The 26,148-nt window shown below is 67.1% G+C and carries 21 protein-coding genes and 7 pseudogenes; 12 read left to right on the forward strand and 16 right to left on the reverse strand.

Annotated elements, in window-relative coordinates; genetic code table 11:
* Positions 1-6: 6 nt before the first annotated feature.
* On the reverse strand, positions 7-246 hold the full coding sequence (locus AV541_RS05005) for a hypothetical protein (protein ID WP_011173219.1): 240 nt from the start codon (positions 244-246) through the stop codon (positions 7-9).
* A 35-nt stretch (positions 247-281) separates the two neighbouring features.
* Here AV541_RS05005 and polX point away from each other — a divergent pair.
* Positions 282-2,008 (forward strand): annotated as a pseudogene (gene polX / locus AV541_RS05010) (DNA polymerase/3'-5' exonuclease PolX).
* Here the strand turns inward: polX and AV541_RS05015 are convergent.
* On the reverse strand, positions 1,986-2,645 hold the full coding sequence (locus AV541_RS05015) for a type-5 uracil-DNA glycosylase (RefSeq protein ID WP_060384827.1): 660 nt from the start codon (positions 2,643-2,645) through the stop codon (positions 1,986-1,988). The pseudogene polX and the gene AV541_RS05015 overlap by 23 nt on opposite strands.
* A complete protein-coding gene (locus AV541_RS05020; RefSeq protein ID WP_060384390.1) occupies positions 2,645-4,210 on the reverse strand; it encodes an acyl-CoA carboxylase subunit beta in 1,566 nt (521 codons plus the stop codon). The genes AV541_RS05015 and AV541_RS05020 overlap by 1 nt, the downstream gene beginning before the upstream one ends.
* A 71-nt stretch (positions 4,211-4,281) precedes the next feature.
* Here AV541_RS05020 and AV541_RS05025 point away from each other — a divergent pair, with 71 nt between their 5' ends.
* The gene (locus tag AV541_RS05025) at positions 4,282-4,743 is read left to right on the forward strand and encodes a hypothetical protein (protein WP_060384391.1); all 462 of its coding nucleotides are present in this window, start codon (positions 4,282-4,284) and stop codon (positions 4,741-4,743) included.
* Between the two features lie 356 nt (positions 4,744-5,099).
* Here the strand turns inward: AV541_RS05025 and AV541_RS05030 are convergent.
* The 3 genes and pseudogenes from AV541_RS05030 to AV541_RS05040 all read right to left on the reverse strand — a co-directional run bounded on the left by AV541_RS05030 (position 5,100) and on the right by AV541_RS05040 (position 7,953).
* Positions 5,100-6,043 (reverse strand): annotated as a pseudogene (locus AV541_RS05030) (electron transfer flavoprotein subunit alpha/FixB family protein).
* Between the two features lie 9 nt (positions 6,044-6,052).
* Positions 6,053-6,796: an electron transfer flavoprotein subunit beta/FixA family protein gene (locus AV541_RS05035; protein ID WP_060384392.1), complete on the reverse strand. Its 744-nt coding sequence runs from the start codon at positions 6,794-6,796 to the stop codon at positions 6,053-6,055.
* A gap of 11 nt (positions 6,797-6,807) precedes the next feature.
* Positions 6,808-7,953 carry an acyl-CoA dehydrogenase family protein gene (locus AV541_RS05040; protein ID WP_060384393.1) on the reverse strand — a complete coding sequence of 382 codons (1,146 nt, stop codon included), beginning with the start codon at positions 7,951-7,953 and terminating at the stop codon, positions 6,808-6,810.
* 102 nt (positions 7,954-8,055) lie between these two features.
* Here AV541_RS05040 and AV541_RS05045 point away from each other — a divergent pair.
* Positions 8,056-8,568 (forward strand): annotated as a pseudogene (locus AV541_RS05045) (PAS domain-containing sensor histidine kinase); the annotation flags it as partial.
* Between the two features lie 141 nt (positions 8,569-8,709).
* Here the strand turns inward: AV541_RS05045 and AV541_RS05050 are convergent.
* The 10 genes from AV541_RS05050 to mglB all read right to left on the reverse strand — a co-directional run bounded on the left by AV541_RS05050 (position 8,710) and on the right by mglB (position 18,278).
* Positions 8,710-10,431 (reverse strand): ribonuclease J, encoded by a 1,722-nt coding sequence (locus tag AV541_RS05050; RefSeq protein WP_060384395.1) that lies wholly within the window; start codon positions 10,429-10,431, stop codon positions 8,710-8,712.
* Positions 10,432-10,487: 56 nt separating this feature from the next.
* Positions 10,488-12,629: a polyribonucleotide nucleotidyltransferase gene (gene pnp / locus AV541_RS05055; protein WP_060384396.1), complete on the reverse strand. Its 2,142-nt coding sequence runs from the start codon at positions 12,627-12,629 to the stop codon at positions 10,488-10,490.
* Between the two features lie 61 nt (positions 12,630-12,690).
* Positions 12,691-12,960 (reverse strand): 30S ribosomal protein S15, encoded by a 270-nt coding sequence (gene rpsO, locus AV541_RS05060; RefSeq protein WP_008632621.1) that lies wholly within the window; start codon positions 12,958-12,960, stop codon positions 12,691-12,693.
* A 68-nt stretch (positions 12,961-13,028) separates the two neighbouring features.
* Positions 13,029-14,177 (reverse strand): MFS transporter, encoded by a 1,149-nt coding sequence (locus AV541_RS05065; protein WP_060384397.1) that lies wholly within the window; start codon positions 14,175-14,177, stop codon positions 13,029-13,031.
* Positions 14,174-14,644 (reverse strand): hypothetical protein, encoded by a 471-nt coding sequence (locus AV541_RS05070; protein ID WP_060384398.1) that lies wholly within the window; start codon positions 14,642-14,644, stop codon positions 14,174-14,176. The genes AV541_RS05065 and AV541_RS05070 overlap by 4 nt, the downstream gene beginning before the upstream one ends.
* 54 nt (positions 14,645-14,698) lie before the next feature.
* Positions 14,699-16,387 (reverse strand): ba3-type cytochrome C oxidase subunit I, encoded by a 1,689-nt coding sequence (gene cbaA / locus AV541_RS05075; RefSeq protein WP_060384399.1) that lies wholly within the window; start codon positions 16,385-16,387, stop codon positions 14,699-14,701.
* A 3-nt stretch (positions 16,388-16,390) separates the two neighbouring features.
* Positions 16,391-16,897 (reverse strand): cupredoxin domain-containing protein, encoded by a 507-nt coding sequence (locus tag AV541_RS05080; protein WP_060384400.1) that lies wholly within the window; start codon positions 16,895-16,897, stop codon positions 16,391-16,393.
* 2 nt (positions 16,898-16,899) lie between these two features.
* Positions 16,900-17,004 carry a ctochrome c oxidase polypeptide 2A gene (cbaD, locus tag AV541_RS05085; RefSeq protein WP_008632613.1) on the reverse strand — a complete coding sequence of 35 codons (105 nt, stop codon included), beginning with the start codon at positions 17,002-17,004 and terminating at the stop codon, positions 16,900-16,902.
* A 185-nt stretch (positions 17,005-17,189) separates the two neighbouring features.
* A complete protein-coding gene (mglA, locus tag AV541_RS05090) occupies positions 17,190-17,780 on the reverse strand; it encodes a GTPase MglA (protein WP_060384401.1) in 591 nt (196 codons plus the stop codon).
* Positions 17,781-17,786: 6 nt separating this feature from the next.
* Positions 17,787-18,278: a GTPase-activating protein MglB gene (mglB, locus tag AV541_RS05095; protein ID WP_014629506.1), complete on the reverse strand. Its 492-nt coding sequence runs from the start codon at positions 18,276-18,278 to the stop codon at positions 17,787-17,789.
* A gap of 17 nt (positions 18,279-18,295) precedes the next feature.
* Between mglB and AV541_RS05100 the strand changes: the two are divergent.
* The 9 genes and pseudogenes from AV541_RS05100 (at position 18,296) to accC (ending at position 26,145) form a co-directional block, all read left to right on the forward strand.
* Positions 18,296-19,617: pseudogene (locus tag AV541_RS05100) on the forward strand (M20/M25/M40 family metallo-hydrolase).
* A 21-nt stretch (positions 19,618-19,638) separates the two neighbouring features.
* On the forward strand, positions 19,639-20,520 hold the full coding sequence (gene speB, locus AV541_RS05105; protein WP_060384402.1) for an agmatinase: 882 nt from the start codon (positions 19,639-19,641) through the stop codon (positions 20,518-20,520).
* Between the two features lie 29 nt (positions 20,521-20,549).
* A pseudogene (locus tag AV541_RS13355) lies at positions 20,550-21,433 on the forward strand (alpha/beta hydrolase family protein).
* 9 nt (positions 21,434-21,442) lie between these two features.
* Positions 21,443-21,577 (forward strand): hypothetical protein, encoded by a 135-nt coding sequence (locus tag AV541_RS13075; RefSeq protein ID WP_008632595.1) that lies wholly within the window; start codon positions 21,443-21,445, stop codon positions 21,575-21,577.
* Positions 21,578-21,609: 32 nt separating this feature from the next.
* Positions 21,610-22,700, forward strand: a pseudogene (locus AV541_RS13540) (ISAs1 family transposase).
* Positions 22,701-22,766: 66 nt separating this feature from the next.
* A complete protein-coding gene (locus tag AV541_RS05130) occupies positions 22,767-23,669 on the forward strand; it encodes a hypothetical protein (protein ID WP_060384403.1) in 903 nt (300 codons plus the stop codon).
* The gene (gene efp, locus AV541_RS05135; RefSeq protein ID WP_014629511.1) at positions 23,666-24,220 is read left to right on the forward strand and encodes an elongation factor P; all 555 of its coding nucleotides are present in this window, start codon (positions 23,666-23,668) and stop codon (positions 24,218-24,220) included. Before AV541_RS05130 ends, efp begins: the two co-directional genes overlap by 4 nt.
* Positions 24,221-24,314: 94 nt before the next feature.
* Positions 24,315-24,811: pseudogene (accB, locus tag AV541_RS05140) on the forward strand (acetyl-CoA carboxylase biotin carboxyl carrier protein).
* A complete protein-coding gene (gene accC / locus AV541_RS05145) occupies positions 24,808-26,145 on the forward strand; it encodes an acetyl-CoA carboxylase biotin carboxylase subunit (protein WP_060384404.1) in 1,338 nt (445 codons plus the stop codon). Before accB ends, accC begins: the two are co-directional and overlap by 4 nt.
* Positions 26,146-26,148: the final 3 nt, after the last annotated feature.

A 26,148-nucleotide genomic window follows, 5' to 3' on the forward strand; every position in this document is an offset into this window, starting at 1 on the left:
TTCATCCTAAGGCAGGTCGGCCTCCTCCCTCAGGGCGTAGAACCCCTTCCCCAGGGCCACCACCGGGCTCCGGTGCCAGCGGGCCAGGGCGGAAAGGCGGATCTTGGCGATCTTCTCCGGTTCCTTCACGTCCTTCCAGAGCCCGTCCTCCTTGAGGAGGCGGCCGATCTCCGTGTAGTGGAGGGGCCTTCCCGCCTCTTTGAGGAGCGCTAGCACCTTTTTGCGAAACCGGTCCGGCCTCGGCATAGGGGCTTCGTCCAGTCTACCCGTATAGTGGGGGTATGCGGAACCAGGAGCTCGCCCGGATCTTTGAGGAGATCGGGCTCATGAGCGAGTTCTTAGGGGATAACCCCTTCCGGGTCCGGGCCTATTACCAGGCGGCCCGCACCCTCTACGACCTGGACACCCCCATAGAGGAGATCGCCGAAAAGGGCAAGGAGGCCCTTTTGGAGCTTCCCGGGATCGGGCCCGATTTGGCGGAGAAGATTTTGGAGTTTTTAAAGACCGGCAGGATCGCCAAGCACGAGGAGCTCGCCCAGAAGGTGCCCCGCGGGGTCCTCGAGGTGATGGAAATCCCGGGGGTGGGCCCCAAGACCGCCCGCCTCCTCTACGAGGGCCTAGGCATAGACTCTTTGGAGAAGCTCAAGGAGGCCCTGGACCGGGGGGACCTCACCCGGCTTAAGGGCTTCGGCCCCAAGAAGGCGGAGCGTATCCGGGAGGGCCTCGCCCTCGCCCAGGCAGCGGGGAAGCGGAGGCCCTTGGGGGCGGTGCTCTCCCTGGCGCGAAGCCTCCTCGAGGCCATAAGGGGGCTTCCCGGGGTGGAGCGGGCGGAGCTATGCGGCTCGGCGAGGCGCTACAAGGACACCGTGGGGGACCTGGACTTTTTGGTGGCGAGCCGGGAGGGGGAGCGGGCGGTGGAGGGCTTCGTGCGCCTTCCCCAGGTCAAGGAGGTCTACGCCAAGGGGAAGGAAAGGGCCACCGTCTTCCTGAATAACGGCCTCCAGGTGGACCTCAGGGTGGTGCCCCCGGAAAGCTACGGGGCGGGCCTCCAGTACCTCACGGGGAGCAAGGCCCACTCCATCCGCCTTAGGGCCCTTGCCCAGGAAAAGGGCCTGAAGCTTTCCGAGTACGGGGTCTTCCGGGGGGAAAAGCGCCTGGCGGGGGAGACAGAGGAGGGGGTGTACGCCGCCTTGGGCCTTCCTTTTATCCCCCCACCCCTGCGGGAGGACCACGGGGAGATAGAGGCCGCCTTGGCCGGCAGGTTGCCCAGGCTGTTGGAGATTTCCGAGATCAAAGGAGATCTCCAGGTCCACTCCACCTACTCCGATGGCCAAAACACCCTGGAGGAGCTTTGGGAGGCGGCCAAGGCCCTGGGCTACCAGTACTTGGGCGTCACCGACCACTCCCCCGCGGTGCGGGTGGCGGGGGGCCTTCCCCGGAGGAGGCCCTGAAGCGGGTGGAGGCCATCCGTCGCTTCAACGAGACCCACGGCCCCCCCTACCTCCTGGCGGGGGCGGAGGTGGACATCCACCCGGACGGGACCCTGGACTACCCGGACTGGGTTTTGCGGGAGCTGGACCTGGTTTTGGTCTCCGTCCACTCCCGCTTCAACCTCCCCAAGGCCGAACAGACCAAGCGCCTCCTCAAGGCCCTGGAAAACCCCTTCGTCCACGTCCTCGCCCACCCCACGGCGAGGCTTTTGGGCCGCCGCGCCCCCATTGAGGCCGACTGGGAGGCCGTCTTTAAGAAGGCCAAGGAAAAGGGCGTGGCGGTGGAGATTGACGGCTACTACGACCGCATGGACCTCCCCGACGACCTGGCCCGCATGGCCTACGGGATGGGGCTTTGGATCAGCCTCTCCACCGACGCCCACCAGACCGACCACCTCCGCTTCATGGAGCTCGCCGTGGGCACGGCGCAACGGGCCTGGATCGGCCCCGAGCGGGTGCTCAACACCTTGGACTACGAGGACCTCCTCTCCTGGCTCAAAGCCCGGCGAGGCGTTTAGCCTCCATCAGGACCTCCAGGAACATCTCCCGGGTGAGCCTGCCCGTCTGGGTGTTTTGCCGGGAGACGTGGTAGCTCGCCAAAAGGTGCCTTCCTTCGGGAAGGGGGTAGTGGGCCCCGTGGAAGAAAGGGTGTTGGGCCTTTTTGAGGCCGAAGCGGTCTAGGAGGGCCTCGAGGGCAACCCTCCCCAGGGCCAGGTAGACCCTTGCCTCCGGGAGGAGGCCGAGCTCCGCCTCCGTCCAGCCGCTGCAGGCCCTTAGCTCCTCCCGGGTGGGCCGGTTTTCCGGGGGAGCGCAGCGCACCGCCGCGGTGAGGTAGACCCCGTAGAGCCTGAGGTCGTCCCCGGGGCGGCTTTCCGGCTTGCTGGAGAGGCCCGCCTCATGGAGCAGGGGGTAGAGGAAGGCCCCGGAGGCGTCCCCGGTGAAGGGGCGGCCCGTGCGGTTGGAGCCGTGGGCCCCGGGGGCGAGGCCGAAGAGGAGGATCCTGGCCTCGGGGTCGCCAAAGCCCGGAACCGGCCTCGCCCAGTAGGGCTCGCCCCGGAAGGCCCGCTTTCTCCCCACGACCTCCTCCCGCCAGGCCACGAGCCTGGGGCAGAGGCGGCAGGCGGCAAGGCTCTGGACGAAGGCTTCCCGCTCCATCACAGGGGGATGTTGTCGTGCTTCTTCCTGGGCCTCTCCTCCTGCTTCTCCCAGAGCATCTTTAGGTGCTGGTAGAGGACGCGCCGGGTGTGGGTGGGGTCAATGACGTCGTCAATGTACCCCCTGCCCGCCGCCACCCAGGGGTTGTCAAAGGCCCGGCGGTACTCCTCAATCTTCCGCCTCCGCGTTTCCTCGGGGTTTTGGGAGGCCTGGATCTCCTTGCGGTAGATGATGTTGGCGGCCCCTTCCGCCCCCATCACCGCCACCGCCGCCGTGGGCCAGGCCAGGACCACGTCCGCCCCCATGTCCTTGGAGTTCATGGCGAGATAAGCCCCCCCGTAGGCCTTGCGGGCGATGAGGGTGATCTTGGGGACCGTGGCCTCGGCGTAGGCGAAGAGCATCTTGGCCCCGTGGCGGATGATCCCGCCGTGCTCCTGGGCCACCCCGGGCAGGAAGCCGGTCACGTCCACCAGGGTGAGGAGGGGGATGTTGAAGGCATCCATGGTGCGGATGAAGCGGGCGGCCTTGTCGGAGGCGTTGATGTCCAGGGCCCCGGCCATGAAGCGGGGGTTGTTGGCGATGACCCCCACGGGGTACCCCCCGAGCCTTCCCAGGCCCACGATGATGTTGCGGGCGTAGCGGGGCTGGATCTCCAGGAACTCCCCGTTGTCCAGGAGGGTCTTGATCACCTGGTGCATGTTGTAGGGCCGCTTGGCGTCGGGGTGGACGATCTCCAGAAGCTCCGGGGTGGAACGGAAGGGGTCGTCCGTGGGCTCCAGCACCGGGGGCTTTTCCCGGCTGTTTTGGGGGAGGTAAGAGAGGAGCTTCTTGATGAGGTCTAGGACTTCCCGGTCGTCCTTACCCTCCAGGTGGGCCACCCCGCTTTTTTCCATGTGGACGTCGGCCCCCCCCAGCGCCTCAAAGCTCACCTCCTCCTTGGTGACGCTTTTGATCACCTCGGGGCCGGTGATGAACATGTAGCTCGTCCCCCGGCTCATGAGGATGAAGTCGGTCATGGCAGGGCTGTAGACGGCCCCCCCGGCGCAAGGGCCCAGGATGGCGGAGATCTGGGGGACGACCCCGGAGTAGATGGCGTTCCGGTAGAAGACCTCCCCATAGCCGGAGAGGCTATCCACCCCTTCCTGGATCCGGGCCCCGGCGGAGTCGTTTAGGCCGACGATGGGCGCCCCCACCTTGGCCGCCAGGTCCATGAGGCTTGCGATCTTGCGGCCGTGCATCTTGCCCAAAGATCCGCCCAGTACGGTGAAGTCCTGGCTGAAGACGAAGACGAGCCGTCCGCCGATGGTGCCGTAGCCCGTCACCACACCGTCCGCGGGGGCCTCTATCCCCTCCATGAGCCCGGTTTCCAGGTGCTCGGCGAAGGGCATGAGCTCTACGAAGCTTCCTGGGTCCAGGAGGAGGTCTATCCGCTCCCTTGCGGTGAGCTTGCCCTGCTGGTGTTGCTTTTTGACGCGTTCCTCCCCGCCTCCCTGGAGGACCCGCCGTCTCCTCTCCTCAAGCTCCGCCAGAAGCTCGTCCAGGATGAGCCGCGCGTTATCGGCCATAGTCCAGGGCATGATACAATGGCCGGGGAAGGCCGGAAAACCTTGGGCCTATCCCGGAAAGGAGGTGAAGCATGAGAAGGTGGCTTCCTGCGGTGCTGGCGCTGGTCCTGGTGGCGGTCCTCGTGTTTTTGGGGTACCAGGCCTACACGGCTTACCAAAATCTTCAGGCCAGGGTGGCCGCCCTCGAGGCCCAGGTCCAGGGCCAGGGGGAGGCCTTGAAGGCCCTAGGGGAGCGGGTGGCCCGGCTGGAGGAGGAGGTCTTCCGCGCCCCCGCCGAACCTCTCTCCCCGCCCCCGGCTCCTGAGGTGCCGGCGCCACCCGCCTGGCCTTACGTGGTGGGGGTGCTTGTCCTCCTTCTCCTCCTCTACCTCTTCCTCAGGCTTCTCCGCGCCCCCGAAAAGCGCAAAGAGGCTCCCGAAAAGGCCGAGGAAAAAAGCCCAAGCCAGGCCGCCTCCCCTGAAGGGGTGGAGGAGGCCCGTATGCTGGACGAGGGAGCACCGCCCCCTCCCCCGAAGGAGCCAAGGAAGGAGTGAGCCTGCCCGAAGGGAAAAGGAAGCCCCCCGCCCAAAGGGCCGGGGGCTTCTTCGTGACGACTCCCCGTTCTGAAGAACGGGGCTACAAGATACGGGCTACGCCCGTGACCTCGGTTCTCACGGAACGGCCCTTGCCGTATCCATCCCCGAAGGCTCCGGCAAGATAGCCCCTTCGGGGCTGACCGGGGCTGACCCGAGCCCATGCACATTATACCACAAATGACCGCCCACCATGCTATGTGCTCCTTCAGAGCACGTGGGGGAGTCCATGTATCCCACGGACTGAAAGTCCGGGGGATTATAGCTCCCCCACGCCCCCTCTTTTCTCTAACGTTGCGAAGCTACCGTGCGGCCGCTTAGTCCTTAAGCTTTTTCACCGCCTCAATCATGGCGGGGAGCACCTGGTGCACGTCCCCCACGATGCCGTAGTCGGCGTGCTTGAAGATGGGGGCCTCGGGGTCCTTGTTCACCGCCACGATGAACTTGCTCTTGTTCATCCCCGCCAGGTGCTGCACCGCTCCAGAGACCCCCAGGGCGATGTAGAGGGAGGGCTGGACGGTCTTGCCCGTCTGGCCCACCTGTTCGCTGTAGGGGCGCCAGCCCGCGTCCACCACCGCCCGCGTGGCCCCACCGCGCCCCCGAGGAGGGCGGCGAGCTCCTCCACCAGCTTGAAGGCCTCGGGGCTGCCCATCCCCCGGCCCCCCGTGACCACCACATCCGCCTCGGTGAGGGAGACGCCCTTCTTCTCCTCCTGGATCCTTTCCAGAACCTCCACCGTGGGGACCTGGGGCACCTCCAGGGCCACCACCTCGGCCTCCCCCGGAAGGGGCTCGGCCAGGGGCGTGGTGTTGGGCTTCACCGTGAGAACCACGGGGAGGGCGGCCTTCACCTTTTGGGTCACCCGGTTCAGGTAGGCGTAGCGGGTGGCGTGGACCTCGCCGCCTTCCGCGCGGGACTCGAGGGTGTCCTCAAGAAGCCCCGCTCTTAAAGCGTAGGCCACCCGGCCCAAGTAGGCCCGGCTCTGCCTGGAGGAGGGCGCCACCACCGCCTTGGCCCCACTGGCCTCGGCGGCCTTAAGCACCCCGGCCGCCCACTTCTCGGCGGTGTAGGGGCCTAGGGTGGCGGTGTAGAGAACCTCCACGTATTTGCGGGCCTCCTCCACGGGGGCCTTCTCCTCGGCGAGGAGCACCCCGGCCACCTTCATCCCTAAGGCCTGGGCCAGGTCCCGGGCCCGGGTGAGGGCCTCGAGGCTTCCCTTCTTGAGCCGGTTTCCGTCGTGGTCCAAGACTACGAGCACCATAGGCACCTCCTAGATGACCTTGGCCTCCTCGTGGAGGAGCCGCACGAGCTCTTCGGCCGCCTGCACCGGGTCCTTGCCGTCCAGGATCTTGCCGAGCCTGGACTTCTCCTGGATCTCCTCGGAAATCAGGGTGACCTTGGGGGTAAGGCTCGCCTGCACCTTCCGGATCTCCTTCTTTTTGGCCTTCATGATCCCGGGCAAGGTGGGGTAGCGGGGCTCGTTCAGGCCCTGCTGCGTGGTGAAGACGGCGGGAAGCCGCACCCTGACCCACTCCGCCCCCTCGTCCAGGTCGTGCTTGGCCTTGGCCGTGTCCCCTTCCAGCTCGAGGGCGGTGGTCCAGGCCACCACCGGCACCCCTAGGGCCTCCGCCAGGGCGCCCCCCAGGGCTTGGCTATCCCAGTCCGCCTGCTGCCCTCCGGTGAGGACCAGGGTGGGGGACTCCTCCTTGAGCACCTCCACCAGGGCCTCGGCCACGGCCACGGGGTCGGCAAAGCCTTCGTAGACCACGTGGACCCCGCGGTCCATCCCCATGGCCAAGGCGGTGCGGATGGCCTCCTCGGTGCGCTCGGGGCCGAACCCCACCACCACCGCCTCCCCACCGTGCTTCTCCTTGAGGCGGATGGCCTCCTCCACCGCGTACTCGTCCATCTGGTCCAGGATCATCGTGGCCCCGGAGAGGTCCACGCGATCCCCCTGGATCTTAAGCTTGCTCTCGCCGTCGGGCACCTGCCGGATGACCGCTACGAACTTCATTCCTCACCTCCTCACTCCGCCAGGATGTGCCTGGCGATGATGAGCCTCTGGATCTCGTTGGTCCCCTCGTAGATCTGGTTGAGCTTCACGTCCCTGAGAAGCTTTTCCACGGGGAACTCCCGCACGTAGCCGTAGCCGCCGTGGATCTGGATGGCCTGGTTGGCCGCCTCAAAGGCGATCTCGGAGGCGTAGGCCTTGGCGATGGCGCTGGCGTGGGCGTGGGGGAGGCCTTGATCTGCAAGCCAGGCGGCGTAGTAGGTGTACATGCGGGCGGTCTCAATGCCAATGAGCATGTCGGCGAGCTTGAACTGGATGGCCTGGAAGTTGGCGATGGGCTGGCCAAAGGCCTCCCGCTCCTTGGCGTACTTCCTGGCCTCGTCCAGGGCCCGCCGGGCCACCCCCACGCTGCCCGCCGCCACGGGGATGCGGGTTTTGTTGAGGGTGTTCATGGCGATCTTGAAGCCTTCGCCCTCCTCCCCCAGGCGGTTTTCCACGGGCACCCTCACGTCTTCAAAGACGAGCTCGTAGGTGCCGCTCGCCCTTTGCCCCATCTTCCCGTGGATCTTGATGGCCTTGAAGCCCGGGGTGCCCTTCTCCACCACCAAGGCCACCACCCCTTTGTGGCGGAGCTCGGGGTTCACCGTGGCGAAGACCACCACCCACTCCGCCTCTCCCCCGTTAGAGATCCACATCTTGGTGCCGTTTAGGACGTAGTGGTCGCCCTGGCGAATGGCCCTGGTCTTGAGGGCGGCGGCGTCGGAGCCGTTTCCGGGCTCGCTTAGGGCGAAGGCGGCGAGGGCGGGCTTCTCGGTGAGGGGCCTCAGAAAGCGCTCTTTCTGCTCCTCCGTCCCTGCGAGGAGCACCGGGGTGATGCCCAGGTCGCTCGCCATGGGGATGGTGTAGATGCCCATGCAGGCGTAGGCCAGCTCCTCCCCCACGATGACCTCGTCCAGCATCTTGAGCCCCATCCCCCCGTACGCCTCCGGGATGATGGCGTTCAGGAGGCCCACCTCGTGGAGCTTCTCAATCACGGGCCAGGGGACCTCCTCCTTCTCGTCGTACTCCCGGGCCACGGGGAGGATGACCTCCTTGGCGAAGCGCCGGGCCAGGGCCTGCAGCTGCCTTTGCTCCTCCGTGAGGCTGAAGTCTATGGGCATCCCGGACCTCCTTCCGCCGGGGGCTCCCCCTTTGACCGAGTCTAAGGTTTCTGGAAGCCCCTGGCAACCCCGGCCCTATGCTACTGCTACCATTGGCTCCAGATGGCCTCTCGCGCGGAAACGGCCGTGCTCGCCCGCTTCCAGCGGGCTCTTCTCGGGGACCTCGAGCCCACCGAGATCCTCCGCAACTTCCTGGAGGTGGCCACGGAGGAGGGGATGGAGCGGGCGGCCCTCTTCCTCTACCGCCCGGAAAGCCGGGAACTGGTGGGGGAGGTGGCCTCGGGGCGGGGGCGCCGCTATACCGTCTCCTCCGTGGTCCTGCCCCTTCACGCCAAAGGCCCGGTGCAGGAGGCTTTTTTCGCCGAGGGACCCCTTAGGCGGGGAGAGGAGTGGCTCTTTCCCGTGGTGGGGGAGGAGGGGGCCTTCTGCTGGGCCGACCCCGAGCGGCGTTGCCAGGAGCGTCCTCAGGCCACGCGGGAGACCCGGACCCTCATCTGCCCCTCCTGCCCCCGGTTCCGCGCCCTGGGGGTGCTTGCCCTGGAGCGGGTACCCTCCCGTTTGCAGCCCCTTCTTCCCCTCCTTGCCCAGCTCACCGCCCTGCGGGCGGTGGAGGGGCTTGTCCGGGGGGCTTAGGTCCCGAAGGCCTCGGTGTCCGCTCATCTATCTCCTGCTCTTTGCCTTCGCCCTGGCGGAGGCGGGGGACCGGGCGGTGTGGAAAAAGGGGGCGGCCTAAGCGCCGCCCGGTAGGGGAAAGGCCTACCCCTCGATGACCACGGGCAGGATCATGGGGTCCCGGCCCGTGGCCTTCTTCAGGAACTTCTTCACCGGGTAGTAGATGTCGTCCCGGATCCTTTCCAGGGGTTTCTTTTCCCGCACCCCCCTTAGGAGGGCCTCGAGGGCCATCCTTCGCACCTCGCCCAAGAGCTTCTCCCCGGCCTTGACGAACCCCCGGGAGACCACCTCCACCACCGGGTCCTCCCCGGCGAGGGCGGTGATCACCACCAGGCCCTCCTCGGCCATGTGGCGGCGGTCCGCCAGGATCTCCTCGGTGATGTCCCCCACCCCCAGGCCGTCCACGTAGAGGACCCCGTGGGGCACCGTCCCCACCTTGTCAAAGCTATCCCGGGTGAGGCGGTAAATGGCCCCGTTTTCCCCGATCAGGGTCTTCTCCGGAGGGCGGCTCATGGACTCGGCGAGCCACTTGAAGTTCACCTGGTGCCGCACCTCCCCGTGCCACGGCAGGAAAAAGCGGGGGGTGGTGAGGTTGAGGATGAGCTTGAGCTCTTCCTGGGAGGCGTGCCCCGAGGCGTGGACCTTGTAGGTCGGGGGGTAGAGGACGTAGGCCCCCAGGGCGTAAAGGCGGTTGATGACCCGGTTCACCGCCTCCTCGTTGCCGGGAATGGGGCTAGAGGAGAGGATCACCGTGTCCCCGGGCTTGATGGCCATCTTGGCGTGCCCCTCGAAGGCCAGGCGGTGGAGGACGGACATAGGCTGGCCCTGGCTGCCGGTGGCCAGGATGAGGACCTGGTGGTCGGGGAGGTCTTTGACCTCCTCGAGGGTGTAGAGCCGGTCCTTCACCTTTAGGTAGCCAAGCTCGAGGGCGATGCGGCTGAACTTGAGCATGCTCCGCCCTTCCATAGCCACCTTTCGCCCGTACTTCTCCGCCGCCCAGATCACCGACTGGATGCGGTGGATGTGGCTGGCGAAGGTGGTGACGAAGACCCGCCCCGGGGCTCTTCCGATCACCCGGTCCAGCTCCTTGGCGATCTCCATCTCGCTTGGGGTGTGGCCCGGGCGCTCGGCGTTGGTGGCGTCGGCGATGAGGAGCAAAACCCCTTCCGCCCCCGCCTGGGCCACCTTGGCCAGGTGGGAGACCTTCCCGTCAATGGGGGTGGGGTCCAGCTTGAAGTCCCCCGTGTGGACGATGGTGCCGATGGGGGTGCGGATCACCACCCCGGAGTTGTCGGGGATGGAGTGGGTCATGCGGAAAAGGTCCAGGGTGAAGTACCGCCCCACCTGGATGCGGTCGTCGGGGGAGATCTCCTTCAGGTTGAAGGCCCCGGGCCTCAGCCCGAACTCTTCCAGCTTCCCCTTGAGAAGCCCCAAGGTGAGCCTTGCCCCGTAGATGGGTACCGGGCTTTCCTTGCCGAAGACCATGGGGAGGAGGAAGGGAAGCCCCCCGATGTGGTCCTCGTGCCCGTGGGTGAGGACCCAGGCCTTGATCTTGTGGCGGTGCTCTATGAGGTAGTCCACCCGGGGGATGAGGAGGTCCACCCCGGGCATCCCCTCCTCGGGGAAGGCGAGCCCTCCGTCCAGGACGAAGATCTCGTCCCGGAAGCGGAAGACGGTGATGTTCTTCCCGATCTCCCCCATCCCCCCCAAGGGGATGATCTCCACGTGGTCCTGGGGGCCGCCTTGGGACCCCTCCTGGGGCTTCCGCCGGCGCCTCCTCCTGGGTTTCCGTTCCTGGTTTTCCATACGCCTCCCATCTTCCCGGCCTGGCCGGGACGCGCGTGAGGTCAAGCCCCCAGGGGCTACTTGCGCCGCCTGGGGGGGATCTTGCCTTCCAGCTCGGGGCGGATCAGGTCAATCTTGCCCCGCTCGTCAATGCGGTGGACCTTGACCTTGATCACGTCCCCCACCTTGAGGTGGTCCTCCACCCGCTCCACGCGGCCCGGGGCGATCTGGCTGATGTGGAGAAGCCCCTCGGTGCCGGGGAAGAGGCTCACGAAGGCGCCGAAGGGGGTGATGCGGGTGACGGTGCCCTCGTAGATCTCGCCCACCTTGGCCTCGCGGGTGAGGTCCTCTATGCGCTTCTTCGCCTCGAGGGCGGCCTGGAGGTCGCTGGAGTAGATGCGGACCGTCCCGTCCTCCTCAATGTCCACCTCCACCCCAAGCTCCTCCAGGGCGCGCACGTTCTTGCCCCCGGGACCGATGACGAGCCCGATCTTCTCCACGGGGACCTTGAGGCTGAGGATCCTGGGGGCGAAGGGCTTGAGCTCGGGCCGGGGGGCGGGAAGCACGGTCTCCATCAGGTCCAGGATCCTTAGCCTCGCCTCCCGGGCCTGGAGGAGGGCTTCTTTTAACACCTCCCGGGGAAGCCCCCCCACCTTGTTGTCCATCTGCAAGGCGGTGACCCCCTTGCGGGTCCCGGCCACCTTGAAGTCCATGTCGCCGAGGGCGTCCTCGAGGCCCAAAATGTCCGTGAGGATCACCGCCCGGTTCTCCTCCCAGACGAGGCCCATGGCCACCCCGGCCACCGGGGCCCGGATGGGCACGCCCGCGTCCATGAGGGCGAGGCAGCCGGCGCAGACCGTGGCCATGGAGCTACTGCCGTTGGACTCCAGGACGTCCCCCACCACGCGGATGGTGTAGGGGAAGTCCTCCTCCTTGGGCATCACCGCCTTGAGGGCCCGCTTGGCCAAATTTCCGTGCCCCACCTCGCGGCGGGAAACCCCCCTTAGCCGCCGTACCTCCCCGGTGGAGAAGGGGGGGAAGTTGTAGTGGACGAGGAACTTCTCGGTCTCGTCTATGCCCAGGTCGTCCAGGATCTGCTCGTCCCGGCCCGTGCCCAGGGTGACGGTGCCCAGGACCTGGGTCTCGCCCCGGGTGAAGACGGCGGAGCCGTGGGCCCGGGGCAGGACGTCCACCTCAATCCAGATGGGCCTGAGGTCCTTGGGCCCGCGGCCGTCCGCCCGCTTGCCCTCCTCGAGGACGAGCCTCCTAAGCTCCCTGCGCACCACCTCGTCAAAGGCGCTCTCGTAGAGGGGCTTCTTGCCCTCGTCCGGGGTGCCGTCCTCCCCCTTGGGGAGGGCCTCGGCGATGAGGCGTTCGGCGAACTCCGAAAGGGCCCGGCTCCTTTCCCCCTTGCTCGCCGTCTGCAGGACCTGGGAAAGCCCCCGCTCCAGGGCCAGGCGGTAGAAAACCTCCTTCTCCTCCTCGGGGAGGCTTTCCGGGGGGGTCCAGGCCATCTTGGGTTTGGCGAGTTCCCGGGCCATGGCCTCCTGGAGCTCCAGGATGGGTTGCATCTCCTTGTGGGCGAACTCCAGGGCCTGGACCAGGGTTTCCTCGTCCACCTCCCCGGCCTCCGCCTCCACCATGAGGATGGCCTCTTTGCTCCCCGCCACCACCAGGTCCAGCTGGCTTTCCTCCAGCTCCTGCAGGGTGGGGTTCAGGACGAAGCTCCCGCCGATGAGGCCCACCCGCACGGCGGCGATGGGGCCCTCCCAGGGGATGTCCGAGAGCATGAGGGCGGCGCTCGCCGCGATGGGGCCCAGGATGTCCGGCGGGTTCTTCTGGTCGGCGGAGAGGACGGTGACGATGATCTGGACCTCGTGGCGGAACCCCTTGGGGAAGAGGGGCCGGATGGGGCGGTCCGTCATGCGGGCGGAGAGGATGGCCTTCTCCCCGGGGCGCCCCTCCCGGCGCATGAAGCTTCCCGGGATCTTCCCCACGGCGTAGTGCCTTTCCTCAAACTCCACCGTGAGGGGGAGGAAGTCGGCCTCCACCGGCCTTTCCGAGGCTTGGGCCGTGGCCAGGACCACGGTGTCGGCGTAGCGGACCAGGACGGACCCCGAGGCCTGTTTGGCGTACTTGCCTGTTTCCAGGATAAGGGGCCGTCCCGCCAGGGTGAGCTCGTAGCGGTAGGCTTGGGGTACATTGGGTGTACCTTCCATGGCGCTCCTTCCAAAAGCGAAGGGCGGAGCTTTCGGCCCCGCCCCCGACCTGTTTCCCAGTTTAACCCCGGATGCCCAGTTTCTCAATAAGGGCCCGGTACCGCTCGGGGTCCTCCCGCTGGAGGTAGCGGAGGAGCCTGCGGCGCTGGCCCACCATCATCAGGAGGCCGCGGTGGGAGTGGTGGTCCTTCTTGTGGACCTTGAGGTGCTCGGAAAGCCGGTTGATCCTCAGGGTAAGGAGCGCCACCTGCACCTCGGTGCTCCCCGTGTCCCCGGGGAAGCGGGCGAACTCCTGGATGACCTTCTGCTTCTCTTCCTTCGTGATGGGCATGTTTTCCCTCCGTCAGGCGGGAAGGCGCTTTGAGCCCCTTCCTCCTCGAGGCGGTCTCCCGCCAAGCCTTACCCAGGATAGGCCCTCCTCCCCGTCCCGTCAACCAGGAAGAGGAGGAGGGCGCCGAGGGCAAGGGCCGCCCCCGTGAGGAAGGCCGCGGCCGCCCCGAAGGCCTGCCAGAGGAGGCCGAAGAGGAGGCTCGCCGGCAGGAGGAGGACCCCCACCACGGTGTGGTAGAGGCCGATGGCGCTGGCCTTGGCCTCCTCGGGGACCAGGGTGGCGAGGTAGGCCCGGCTTGCGCCCTCAAAGGCCGCGGAGTAGAGGGCGTAGAGGAAGAGGAAGCCCAAGGCCCAGAAGGCGGTCCTCGCCCAGGCGAAGCCCAGGTAGACGAGGGCGTAGAGGCCGAACCCCGTGGCCACCATCCGCCCTAGGCCCACCCGGTCCGCAAGGCCGCCCAGGGGGTAGGCGAGGAGGGCGTAGAGGAGGTTGTAGAGGGTGTAGGCCAGGGTCACCTCCTCCTGGGAGAGGCCCAGCTCCTTGAGCCGGAGGAGGAGGAAGGCGTTGGAGGAGAGGGCGAGGGCGAAGAGGCCCGAAACCAGGAGGAAGCGGCGGTAGCCCGGGCTCAGGTGGCCCAGGGCGAGCGGGGGAAGGGGGCTTGGGGGCCTCGGCGTCTCCCGCACGGCGAAGAGGAGGAGGAAGGCCAAGAGGGCAGGCAGGGCGGAGAGCCAGAAGACGCCCCGGAAGCCCAAAAGGGGCAGGAGCAGGAAGGCGAGGAAGGGGCCCAGGGTGGCCCCGAGGGTGTCCAGGCTCCGGTGGAGGCCGTAGGCCCGGCCCAGGGCCTCTTTGGGGGCACTTTCCGCGATGAGGGCGTCCCGGGGGGCGGTGCGGAGGCCCTTTCCGGTCCGGTCCAGGAAGCGGTAGAGGAGGACGTGGAAGGGGCTTTGCGCCAGGGCCAAAAGGGGCCGGAACAGGGCGGGGAGGCCGTAGCCCAAAAGGAGGAAGGGGCGCCTCCTCCCGAGCCGGTCGGAAAGCCTCCCCCCCACCACCTTGAAGAGGCTCGCCGTGGCCTCGGCCACCCCTTCCACCAGCCCGATCGTCCCGGGGCCTGCCCCGAGGCTTGCGAGGAAGAGGGGAAGGAGGGGGTAGACCATCTCGCTCGCCACGTCCATGAGGAAGCTCACGGCGCCGAGGAGGTAGACCAAAGGGGGAAGCCTCACGGCCGGGCCCTCCAGAGGAGCCCGAGGAGGACGGGTTCCGGGGCGGCCATCAGGAGGGAAAGGGGGTCCAGGGGGGCCGGGGAGAGGAGGGCCAGGCCCTGGAAGGTAGGGAAGGGAAGGGGCAGGGTGCGGGTGAGGAAGAAGAGGAGGAGGAGGGCCGAGGAAAGCCCCACCCCGAGCCGCCACACCAGGGGGGCGAAGGGGGGGTCCTTTTCGGGGTACATGAACCGGAGGAGGACGAGCCCCAGGGCGTAGGCGGCCTTGAGGGCGAGGAGGACAAGGAAGGCCTGGCCGTAAAAGTAGTACTCGCTCACGAGGCCGTACCGCACCGCCTCGGCCTCCGAGACCCCAAGCGCGCTCCCGCAAAGCCCCTCCCCCAGGGTTTCCGAAAGCCCAAGCCCCAGGAACTGGAGGAAGAAGGGCAGGACCTCGAGGACCGCGATGGCGTAGGCGCGGGCAAGGAACATCCCCAAAAAGTTTCCCCCTCCTCGAAGGAGGGGTCAAGGGACAAAGGGCCTAGGCTACCAGAGCCGCCACCCCGGCACGGGGTTGAGGTGGCTGAAGAGCTGCACCAAGGTGGGCCCGTAGGCCAGGACCACGAGGATCGCCGCCACGGCGAACCAGAAGCCGATCCGGTCCATGGCCTGGACGAGCCTGCGGTCCTCGGGACCGGAGATCACCTCGGCGAAGGGAAGGGGGGCCTCAGCGAGCTCCACGTGGCGCTCCCGGCCCAAAAGGACGCTGAAAAGCCCGTAGATGAAGAGGAGGAGCGCCACCAGGAGGACGATCCCCGCCAGCACGTTGAACACCATGGGGACCGCCGCATGGGGATAGGCGTCGGGCACCTGGGCGATGTAGGACCGCCGGGGCACGTTAAGAAGGCCCGCCCAGTGGAGGCCTACGGCCATGAGCATCATGCCGAGGAACCAGAGCCACACCACCGCCAGGCCGAGCCGCCTTTGCGCATCGGAGATGGGCTTGCCTGTGAGGTTAGGGAGGAGCCAGTAGAGGGAGCCCATGGCGGTGAGGGTCACGAGGCCCGCCACCTGGAGGTGGAAGTGCCCCGGGATCCAAGCGGTGTTGTGGACCACGTAGTTCAGGGTGAAGCTGGCGTTCACGATGCCCCCGGCGCCCCCGGGGATGAAGCCCAAAAGGCCCAGGACCGGGGCCACGAAGGCGGGGTTGTCCCAGGGGAGGGCCCGGATCCAGCCGAAAAGCCCCTTGCCGCCTCTGAGGCGCCCTGCGAACTCCAGGCTCGCTGCGATGGTAAAGGCGGTCATGAGGCTCGGCACGGCCACGAAGAGGGTGAGGATGGAGTGGATCATCTTCCAGGTGGGGTCAATCCCAGGGTCAGCGAACTGGTGGTGGAAGCCCACGGGGGTGGAGAGGAGGAGGAAGAGGAGGAAGGCGAGGCGGGCCATGGGGTCGGAGACCAGCTTCCCCCCGGCCTGCTTAGGAAGGATGGTGTAGATGATGGCGTAGGCGGGCAGGAGCCAGAAGTAGACGATGGGGTGGCCCGTCCACCAGAAGAGGGTGCGGGTGACCAAGGGGTCCACGCCCTCCACCAGGCCGAAGGACCAGGGGAGGAGGAAGAGGACCGCCTCCAGCACGAGCCCGATGGAGGCGAGGAACCACATGAGCCAGAAGACCACGGCCATGTAGGTGACCAAGGGGGTCACCTTCCCCGGGTTCGCCGCCTTCCAGCGCCGCCAGAGGTCCAGGACGATGTAGATGCTCACCCAGGTGGACAGGACGAAGACGCTCGCCCCCAAGTAGAAGGCCCAGTGCCCTTTAAGGGGCGGGTAGAAGGTGTAAAGAACCGTGGCCTCGTTGGCGAGGAGGGGAAGGGCGGCCACCACGAGTCCGAGGAAGGCCATCCACCAGGAAAGCCACATGAGGCCCATGTTGGGCCGCATGTTCAGCTCCCTAGCGGGCAGGTAGACCATGATGGCCTGGGCGAAGAGCTGGGTGAAGACGATGGCGTTCAGGACCCCGTGCAGGGTCAGGCCCTGGTAGTAGGACTGGACGAAGGGGAGGAGGCGCTTAAGCAGGGGATAGGCATCCACGTTCCCGTAGTTCAAGGCCTGGAAGGGGCCGAAGAGGCTTCCCACGATGAGGGCGAGGAACCCCAGGACCAGGAAGTAAAGGGTCGCCTTCTTCTCCGGATAGGCCTCGTAGATCCGGCTGATCTCGCTTGCGCGCACCGCCATGGCTCACTCCCTCACCACGATCTTCCCGAACATGTTCTGGTGGCCTAAGCCGCAGTACTGGTTGCAGATGATGCGGTACTCGCCTGGGCTCTTGAAGGTGTAGCGCACCGTGGAGACCTCACCCGGGAGCACCTCCACGTTGACGTTGGTGCCTTCCACGTGGAAGCCGTGGATGACGTCGGGGCTCGTGATCTTGAAGACGATCTCCGCCCCTTGGGGCACCTCAATGGGGTTCGGCTGGTAGCCGAAGGCGAAGGCCAGGACGTAGACCGTGTACTGGTTGGGGCCGGTCTGCACTACCGCCTGGGTAGGATCGGCCCACGGGCCTTCTGTACGCACCTTGGTGGGATCAACCCGCTCCAGTTGTCCTGCGGGGACGACCCCGGCGCTGTGGGTGGCCAGGGTGTAGGCGATGAGGGCGATGAAAACCACCAGCATGACGATGGCAAAGGTCAGCCACCCCTTCTCGTAGGCCAGGATCGCTTTGTGGGCTTTGTGCTCGTCCACCATACCTACCCCCTAGCGAAGAAAACGGCGTACACCCCCAGCCAGAAGACCAGGATGGTGAGGGTCAGGACCAGGATGACCGCCAGTGCGCCTTTGGGCTTTTCTTCCATACCCCTCCTCCCTAACGGCAGGTGCCGTATACGGCCTCCATGGTAGCGGAAACCGGGCTTTGCGGTGAGGTACATTTGTCCCTTGGCAAAGGGACCTTCTGGGACATTTGTCCCTATAAAGTCCGGAATACGGGTGGGGAGTAAAAATGGGGCGGGGTCGCCCCGCCCCCGGGCGCGTGGGCCGCTTAAGACCCGCCCGCCACGCGGGCGAGGACCAGGCGGCTCACCTCCTTGAGGGTCTCAAAGACCCCCTTGCCCTCGGTGGCCACCGCCTCGAGGACGGGGAACCTCCCCTCGGGGTCCACCACGGCCCGGACCATCTCCACCGGCAGGGCGTCCGGCAGGTCCCGCTTGTTCACCTGGATGACGATGGGCACGTCGTTCAGGGTCAGGCCGTACTCGGCCAGGTTCTCCCGCATGTTGCGCATGCTTTCGGCGTTGGCCCTGAGGCGGCCTGGGGCGGAGTCGGCCACGAAGACGATTCCGTCCACGCCCCTCAGGATGAGCTTGCGGCTCGCGTTGTAGAACACCTGGCCCGGCACGGTATAGAGGTGGAACCGGGTCTTGAAGCCCTTGACCTCCCCGATGTCCAGGGGAAGGAAGTCAAAGAAGAGGGTGCGCTCGTCCTCCGTGGCCAGGGAGACCATCTCCCCTTTGCGCCCCTCAGGCACCTTGCTGTAGATCCACTTGAGGTTGGTAGTCTTTCCGGAGAGGCCGGGGCCGTAGTAGACGATCTTGAAGTTGATCTCCCGGTTGGCGAAGTTGATGGTGCTCATGGGGGGTTAGTTGCGGAGGAGGTCGTCCAAGAGGGCTTCCGCCCCTTCCCGGTACTCCGTGTCCAGGGCGAGGCGGGGCGGGTTGGCCAGGGCTTCCTCGGCGATGCGGGCGAGGGCCTCCGCGGCCCGCTTGCCGTGGAGCTTCACCTTGCCGAGGGGCGCGGTCTCGTCAAAGACGAGGACGAGGAGGGCGTGCTCCCCGGCCTCGTCCACGTAGAGGCCCATCCTCTCCCCCTGGTGGACCTCCTCTTGGAAGCAGGCTTCGCCCAGGAGCTTGGCCAGGGCCTGGGTGGCGGCGGCGTTGCTGGCCACCAGGGTGGCGAGGGTGTCCAGGGGGGGAGGCTTGGGGGCCCAGAGGGCCTCCTTGTGGGCGAGGACGAAGCCCTTGCGGTCAATGAGGAGGGCGTAGCGGGCACCCGTTTCCCTTAGGGTTTCCTCGAGGACCTCCACGGCCCGCTCGTAGGGGGCGCCGTAAAGGACCAGGGAAGGCTCCACCATAGTATGCTCAGTCTATCATGGAGGCCTGGATCAGGGAGGCGAAGGCGCTCCTTGCCGAGCTCGTGGCCGTGCCCTCGGTGAGCGCCGAGGGGAGGGCCCTTCGGGAAGGGGCGGAAAAGGTGGCCGGGGTGCTGGAGGGCCTGGGGCTTCGCGCCGAGCTCCACGAGGGCTACGGCCCCCCGTGGTCTATGCCGAGGGGGGAGAAGGGGAGAGGACCCTTCTCTTCTACAACCACTACGACGTCCAGCCCCCGGACCCCCTGGAGCTTTGGGAGACGGACCCCTTCGTCCTCGCCGAGCGGGAAGGGGCCTGGTACGGCCGGGGTGCCCACGACGACAAGGGGGAGCTCGTGGCCCGCGTGGTGGCCCTTAAGCTCTTCCGGGAGAAGCATGGCTTCCTGCCCCGGGTGAAGTTCGTGGTGGAAGGGGAGGAGGAGGTGGGAAGCCCCCACCTCGAGGCCTACGTGGCGGACAAGCGGGACCTTTTGAAGGCCGAGGCCATCCTCTGGGAGGCGGGAGGCGTGGACGCCAAGGGCAGGCCCTACCTCTACGCCGGGCTCAAGGGCATCGTGGCCCTGGAGCTAAGGGTCCGGACGGCCGCCTTTGACCTCCACTCCTCCTACGGGGCGGTGGTGGAAAACCCCATCTACCGCTTAAGCCGCGCCCTGGCCTCCCTTCGGGACGAGGAGGGGCGGGTCTTGATCCCGGGCTTCTACGCCAAGGTGCGCCCCCTCACCCCCTTGGAGATGGAGGTCTTGGCCGAGATCCCGGACGAGTCGGAGGCGCTTCGGGAGGCCTTTGGCGTAAGGGACTTCCTGGGCGGGGCGAGGAACTTGGACTTCAACCAGCGACTTTACGCCGAGCCCTGCGTCAACTTCAACGGCTTCCACGCGGGGTACGGGGGCCCGGGGTCCAAGACCGTCCTCCCCGCGGAGGCCCGGGCCAAGCTGGACTTCCGCCTCGTCCCCGACCAGGACCCCGAGGAGGTGCCGGAGCTCCTTCGGCGCCACCTCGAGGCCCAGGGCTTCCACGACGTGAAAGTGGTGGTCCTGGAAAAGGGGGAAAAGCCTGCCCGCTCCGACCTCGCCCACCCCTTCGTGGGCCTGGCCAGGCGGGCCTTGGAGGAGGCCTTTGGCCAGAAGGCCGTTCTTTACCCCAACATGGCGGGCTCGGGGCCCATGCACCCCTTCCTCCACCACCTCAAAGCCCCGGCGGTGGGCCTCGGGGTGGGCTACCCGGGAAGCCGGGTCCATAGCCCCAACGAGCACATCCGCATCCAGGACTTTGCGCGGGGCACCCTGGCCATCCTGCGCCTGTTGGAGCTTTTCTTTGGCGTCTAGCCTCGATATCCTCTAGGGGCGATGCGGCTCGTCTTCGGCGAAAGGGACACCCCTTACGAGGCGGCGCGGGTCGTCGTCCTGCCCGTGCCCTACGACCTCTCCCTCTCCTTCCTCCCGGGGGCCCGGAGGGGCCCCGAGGCCATCCTCCTGGCAAGCCGGGAGCTTGAGCCTTTCCTTTTGGAGCTCGGCGCCTCCCCCGAGGAAGTGGGGATCCACGCCGCCGAGCCGGTGCCCTGGGTGGCGGGGATGGCCGAGGAAAGCCACCGCCTCATCCACGAGGAGGCCTTAAAGCACCTTCGGCAGGGAAAGTGGGTGGTGGCCCTCGGAGGGGACCACTCCATCACCTATCCCCTGGTTCAGGCCCACCGGGAGGCCCTGGGGGCGTTTTCCCTCCTCCACATAGACGCCCACGCCGACCTCTACCCGGAGTGGCAGGGCTCGGTCTACTCCCACGCAAGCCCCTTCTACCGCCTCCTCAAGGAGGGGTTTCCCCTGGTCCAGGTGGGGATTAGGGCCATGGACCGAGACTCCCTGCGCTTGGCCCGAAAAAAGGGCGTGGCCCTCTTTCCCGCCCACCGGATCCACCGGGAGGGGCTTCCCTTGGAGGAAATCCTTGAGGCCCTGGGGAAGCGGGTCTACATCAGCCTGGACTTTGACGCCCTGGACCCCTCCCTCATGCCCAGCGTGGGCACACCCCTGCCCGGAGGGCTTTCCTACCGCCAGGTGGTGGACCTCCTCGAGGCCGTCTTCCGCGAGAAGGAGGTGGTGGGGATGGACTTCGTGGAGCTCTCCCCGAACGGCCAGTTCCACGCCGAGATGACCGCGGCCCAGCTCGTCTACCACGCCATCGGCCTGAAAGGGCTTCAGGCGGGCTGGCTTTCCCGGGAGGTGGACCACATTTAGCCCGAGGGGTTTCCCCTTAGCCTGGGGGCATGCGCCTCGGGCTTTGGCTTTCCTTCCTCCTCCTCCCGGCCCTGGCCCAGGTCCTCACCCTCCCTGACCTTCGGGCGCGGACCTACGGGGAGGGCGGCTTTCGCGTGGTGCGGGTCCTCGAGGAGAGGCCGGCCTTCACCCGGGTCCAGTTCTCCCACCTTTCGGACGGCCTCCGGGTCCACGGGTTCGCCAACCTGCCCAAAGGAAGGGGCCCCTTCCCCGTGGTGGTGGTCCTTCACGGCTACGTGGAGCCGAGCCGCTACCGCCTCCTCGCCTACACCACCCCCTACGCCGACTTCCTGGCGGAAAGGGGCTACCTCGTCCTCCACCCGAACTTTCGGGGCCACCCCCTTCCGAAGGCGCCCCGGCCCAAGGCCTCCGCCACGTTTACGCCGTGGACGTGCTGAACCTCCTCGCCGAGGTGCGCCGGGGAGCCTTCCCCCAGGCGGACCCCGCCCGCATCGCCCTCTTCGGCCACTCCATGGGGGGCGGCGTCGCCCAGATCGTGAGCCTGGTGGACCCCGGCCTTAAGGGCGCGGTCCTCTACGGGAGCATGAGCGGGGACGAAAGACGCAACCTGGAGCGCATCCGCTACTGGTCCGGGGGAAGCCGGGGACAGGAGCTTTTCGCCCTTTCCCCGGAGGTCCTCCGCCAGGCCTCGGCTTGGACCTACCTTGAAGAGCTTTCCGTGCCCTTGAGCGTCCACCACGGGCTTCAAGACGCCCAGGTGCCCCCGGAGTGGTCCTGGGAGCTCTGCCGTAGGCTCAAGGCCCTGAAAAAGCCTGTGGAGTGCTTCAGCTACCCCGGGGGGCACCTCTTCCGGGGGGAGGTGGACCGGGTCTTCCGGGAGCGGGTGTTGGCCTTCCTGGGCCGGGTGCTATAGGTTTTGGCCGTGCGGGCGTTTTTGGAGCACCTTTCCGCCCTATTCTTCGCCCTGGCCTTCGGCGCCCTGGTCTTCGGGGTTCTCGCCCGGCTTCTCGGCGCCGGGCGCTCCTGGCTTTTCTTCCTCCTCGCCCTCCAGACTTGACCTATATGCGGCTCCTGGAGTAAAGAGGGGGCATGACCCTGCGCGAAGCCCTGTCCCAGATCCCCGACCCCCGGGCCCGCAACCGGCAGTACCCCCTTTGGGGCCTCCTGGCCCTCATCCTGGTGGCTTTTCTTTCCCGCGTGGACTCCCTGAGGGGCGTGGAACGCTTCGCCCGCGCCAACCCCCACCTCTTGCCCCACCTGGGCCTGCGCAAGGCCCCAGGCCACACCGCCATCACCCTTCTCCTTCACCGCCTGGATCCTGAAAAGCTCCAAGCGGCCCTCCTCCAGGTCTTCCCCGAAGCCGACCTTGGGGAAGTCCTGGTGGTAGACGGGAAGCACCTGCGGGGAAGCGGCAAGGGGAAAAGCGCCCAGGTGAAGCTGGTGGAGGTCCTGGCCCTGCACCTCCATACCACCCTGGCCCAGGCCCGGGCGGAGGGGAGGGAGGACCAAGCCCTTTTGGAGCTCCTGGACCGCCTGGGGGCGGAGGGGCTCAAGGGGAAGGTGGTGGTGGGGGACGCGGGGTACCTGTACCCGGAGTTAGCGGGGAAGGTGGTGCAAAAAGGGGGGCGTACCTCTTTGTCCTGAAGGCTAACCAGGGGGAACTTTTGGAGTGGGCCTTGGAGGTGTTCAAGGGCATGGAGGAGAGGCGGCTTCCTGGCGAGACCGAGGCGGTGTGGAATCTGGTGCGGGATGGGGAGGTGTGGACCTACCGGGTTTGGGCTTCCCCCTACCTGCCGGAAGAGGTGCGGGCCTTTCCCGGGTGCCGGCAGGTGGTGCGGATGGAGCGGGAGGTGAGGCACAAGGGGACGGGGGAGGTGCGGCGGACGGTGAGCTACGCCCTCACCAGCTTGGGGCCGGAGGTGGCGGAGGCGAGGCGGCTTGGGGAGCTTCTCCTTTACCGGTGGGAGGTAGAGAACCGGTCCTTTTGGGTACGGGACGTTCTCCTCCACGAGGATGCCTGCCAGGTGCGGGGGGTGGGGGCACAGGTCTTGGCGGCCCTCCGGGCCTTTCTGGTCTCCATGCTTCACCGCCAAGGGGTCAGGGAGAAGAAGGCGGCCTTGGAGGCCTTCTCCTTCAACCCCCTCTCCGCCCTGCGCTTCCTGAGGCTCTATGCGGTATAGCGGTCAAGTCTGCTCGCCCTCCTCCTCTTTTCCCTCGGGCTCTTTTGGGGTGTAAAATAGCCCCCCGTGGCCAAGCGCGTGGTTTCCGTCTCCTTGGGCAGCAGCCGCCGGGACGCCGCGGCCGAGGTGGAGCTTTTGGGGGAGCGGGTCCTCTTGGAGAGGCGGGGGACGGACGGGGATTTCCAAAGGGCCCTCTGCCTCATCCAGGAGCTGGACGGCAAGGTGGACGCCATCGGCCTGGGCGGGATTGACCTTTACCTCTTCGCCGGAGGGCGGCGGTACGCCATCCGGGACGCCCTGAGGCTCAAGGAGGCGGCCAAGAAGACCCCCGTGGTGGACGGCTCCGGCCTCAAGTACACCTTGGAGAGGCGGGCGGTGCGGGAGCTCGCCTCCCTTATAGACTGGAGGAAAACCAAGGTCCTCCTGCCCTCGGCCGTGGACCGGTTCGGCCTCGCCGAGGCCTTGGACGAGGCGGGGGCGAGGGTGCTCTACGGGGACTTCATCTTTGCCCTGGGTCTGCCCATCCCCCTCTACAGCCTCTCCTTCCTGCAGAAGCTCGCCTTCCTCCTCCTTCCCCTCTTCACCCGCCTGCCCTTTTCCGTCCTCTACCCCACGGGGAAGAAGCAGGAGGAAGTACGGGAGGACTGGCGCGCCCGCTACTACGCCTGGGCCGACGTGGTGGCCGGGGACTGGCACTACATCCGGCGGTACATGCCCAAGGACATGCGGGGCAAGACGGTCATCACCAACACCACCACGGAGGAGGACGTGGCCTTCCTCCGGGAGCGAGGGGTGAGGCGCCTTGTCACCACCACCCCGAGGCTTGGCGGCCGGAGCTTTGGGACCAACGTGATGGAGGCCATGCTGGTCGCCCTCGCGGGGCGGGAGCTCGGGGAGGCGGACTACCTCCGCTATATTGACCAAATAGGGCTGAAGCCCCAGGTGTTGGAACTGGAGGGACAAGCATGATCAGCGTGACGGATCTGCGACCCGGAACCAAGGTGAAGATGGACGGCGGCCTTTGGGAGTGCGTGGAGTACCAGCACCAGAAGCTGGGCCGCGGCGGCGCCAAGGTGGTGGCCAAGTTCAAGAACCTGGAGACGGGGGCCACGGTGGAGCGCACCTTCAACTCCGGGGAGAAGCTGGAGGACATTTACGTGGAGACCCGGGAGCTCCAGTACCTCTACCCGGAGGGGGAGGAGATGGTCTTCATGGACCTGGAGACCTACGAGCAGTTCGCCGTGCCCCGCTCCCGGGTGGTGGGGGCCGAGTTCCTGAAGGAAGGGATGACCGTCCTTGGGGACATGTACGAGGGCAGGCCCCTCAAGGTGACCCCGCCGACCGTGGTGGAGCTCAAGGTGGTGGACACGCCCCCGGGCGTGCGGGGGGACACGGTCTCCGGGGGGTCCAAGCCCGCCACCCTGGAGACGGGGGCCGTGGTCCAGGTGCCCCTGTTCGTGGAACCCGGAGAGGTCATCAAGGTGGACACCCGGACCGGCGAGTACGTGGGCCGGGCCTAGGCCGCCTGGGGGGCCGCTCCCTCTACGGGATTTTGACGCGGTGCAGAAATCCGTAAGGGGTGTATGGGGTAAGCTTTACCCGCGAGGTGCACCGATGACGCCGAAGGAGCTGAAGCAAATCCTGCAAGCCTTGGTGGAGCACGGGGTGAACGAGCTCACCCTGGAGACCCCGGACTACAAGCTCACCGTGCGGCGGGGCGGGGAGGTGCAGGTGGTGAGCGTCCCCCAGGTCCAGGCCCCCGTGCTTGTGCCCCCCCGGAGGTGCCGGCCCCGACCCCGCCCGCGCCGGCGGCCCCGGCGGCGGAGCCCCAGCCCCAGGCCAAGGCGGAGCCCCAGGACGGCTGCCCGGGGTGCGTGGAGGTCCGGGCCCCCATCGTGGGCACCTTCTACCGGGCCCCGGCCCCGGACGCTCCTCCCTACGTGAAGGAGGGGGACCGGGTGGAGAAGGGGCAGGTCCTCTGCATCATTGAGGCCATGAAGCTCATGAACGAGATTGAGTCCGAGGTCTCGGGGATCGTCAAGAAGATCCTGGTGGAGAACGGGGAGCCGGTGGAGTACGGCCAGCCCCTCTTCCTTATCCAGCCGGTATGAAGAAGGTCCTGATCGCCAACCGGGGCGAGATCGCCTTAAGGATTATCCGGGCGGCCCGGGAGCTCGGGATCAAGACGGTGGTGGCCCACTCCACCGCCGACGAGAAGAGCCTTCCCGTCCTCCTCGCCGACGAGGCCATCTGCATCGGGCCGCCCCCCTCGGGGCAGAGCTACCTCAACATCCCCAACATCCTCTCGGCGGCCATCGTCACCGGGGCCGACGCCATCCATCCGGGCTACGGCTTCCTGGCGGAGAACGCCACCTTCGCCGAGATGTGCCGGGAGCACGGGATCACCTTCATCGGCCCCACCCCGGAGAACATGAAGGCCCTGGGGGACAAGGCCACGGCGAGGAAGGTGGCCCGGGAGGCGGGGGTGCCCACGGTGCCGGGCACGGACGAGCTGAGCAGCGTGGAGGAGGCCAAGCGGGCGGCCCAGGAGATCGGCTACCCCGTGATCCTCAAGGCGAGCGCGGGAGGCGGGGGCCGGGGCATGCGCGTGGTCCACACGGAGGAGGAGCTGGAGCGGGCGGTGCTCCAGGCCCAGGAGGAGGCTCGGGCCGCCTTCGGGAACCCCGCCGTCTACCTGGAGAAGTACATTGAGGAGCCCAAGCACATTGAGATCCAGGTCCTGGGGGACGGGGAACGGGTGGTCCACCTTTGGGAGCGGGACTGCTCCATCCAGCGCCGCCACCAGAAGCTTTTGGAGGAGGCCCCGAGCCTCCTTCCCGAGGAGACCCGCCGGGCCATCGCCGAGGCGGCGCGGCGCCTCGCCGAGCACGTGGGCTACGTGTCGGCGGGCACGATGGAGTTCCTGGTGGACAAGGAGGGGAACTTTTACTTCATTGAGATGAACACCCGCATCCAGGTGGAGCACCCCGTTACCGAGATGATCACGGGGATTGACCTGGTCCAGGCCCAGTTCCGCATCGCCCAAGGGGAGAAGCTCTGGCTCAAGCAGGAGGAGATCCAGGTCCGGGGGCATGCCATAGAGGTCCGGGTGAACGCCGAGGACCCGGAGAAGGGCTTCAGGCCCTCCATCGGCAAGGTGGAAACCCTCCTCTTCCCCGGGGGGCCCGGGGTGCGGGTGGACAGCCACCTCTACACCGGCTACCAGATCCCGCCCCACTACGACAGCCTCATCGCCAAGATCATCGTCTGGGCCCCCACCCGGGAGGAGGCCATAAGGCGCATGGAAAGGGCCCTCTCCGAGACGGTGATTGAGGGGCCGGGCCTCAAGACCACCATCCCCTTCCACCAGAAGGTCCTCCAGAACGCCTTCTTCCGCAGGGGGGCCGTGTACACCAACTTCGTGGCCCGGCGGATGGAGATGTAGACT

This window comes from Thermus parvatiensis, assembly GCF_001535545.1.
Taxonomy (GTDB): Bacteria; Deinococcota; Deinococci; order Deinococcales; family Thermaceae; genus Thermus; species Thermus parvatiensis.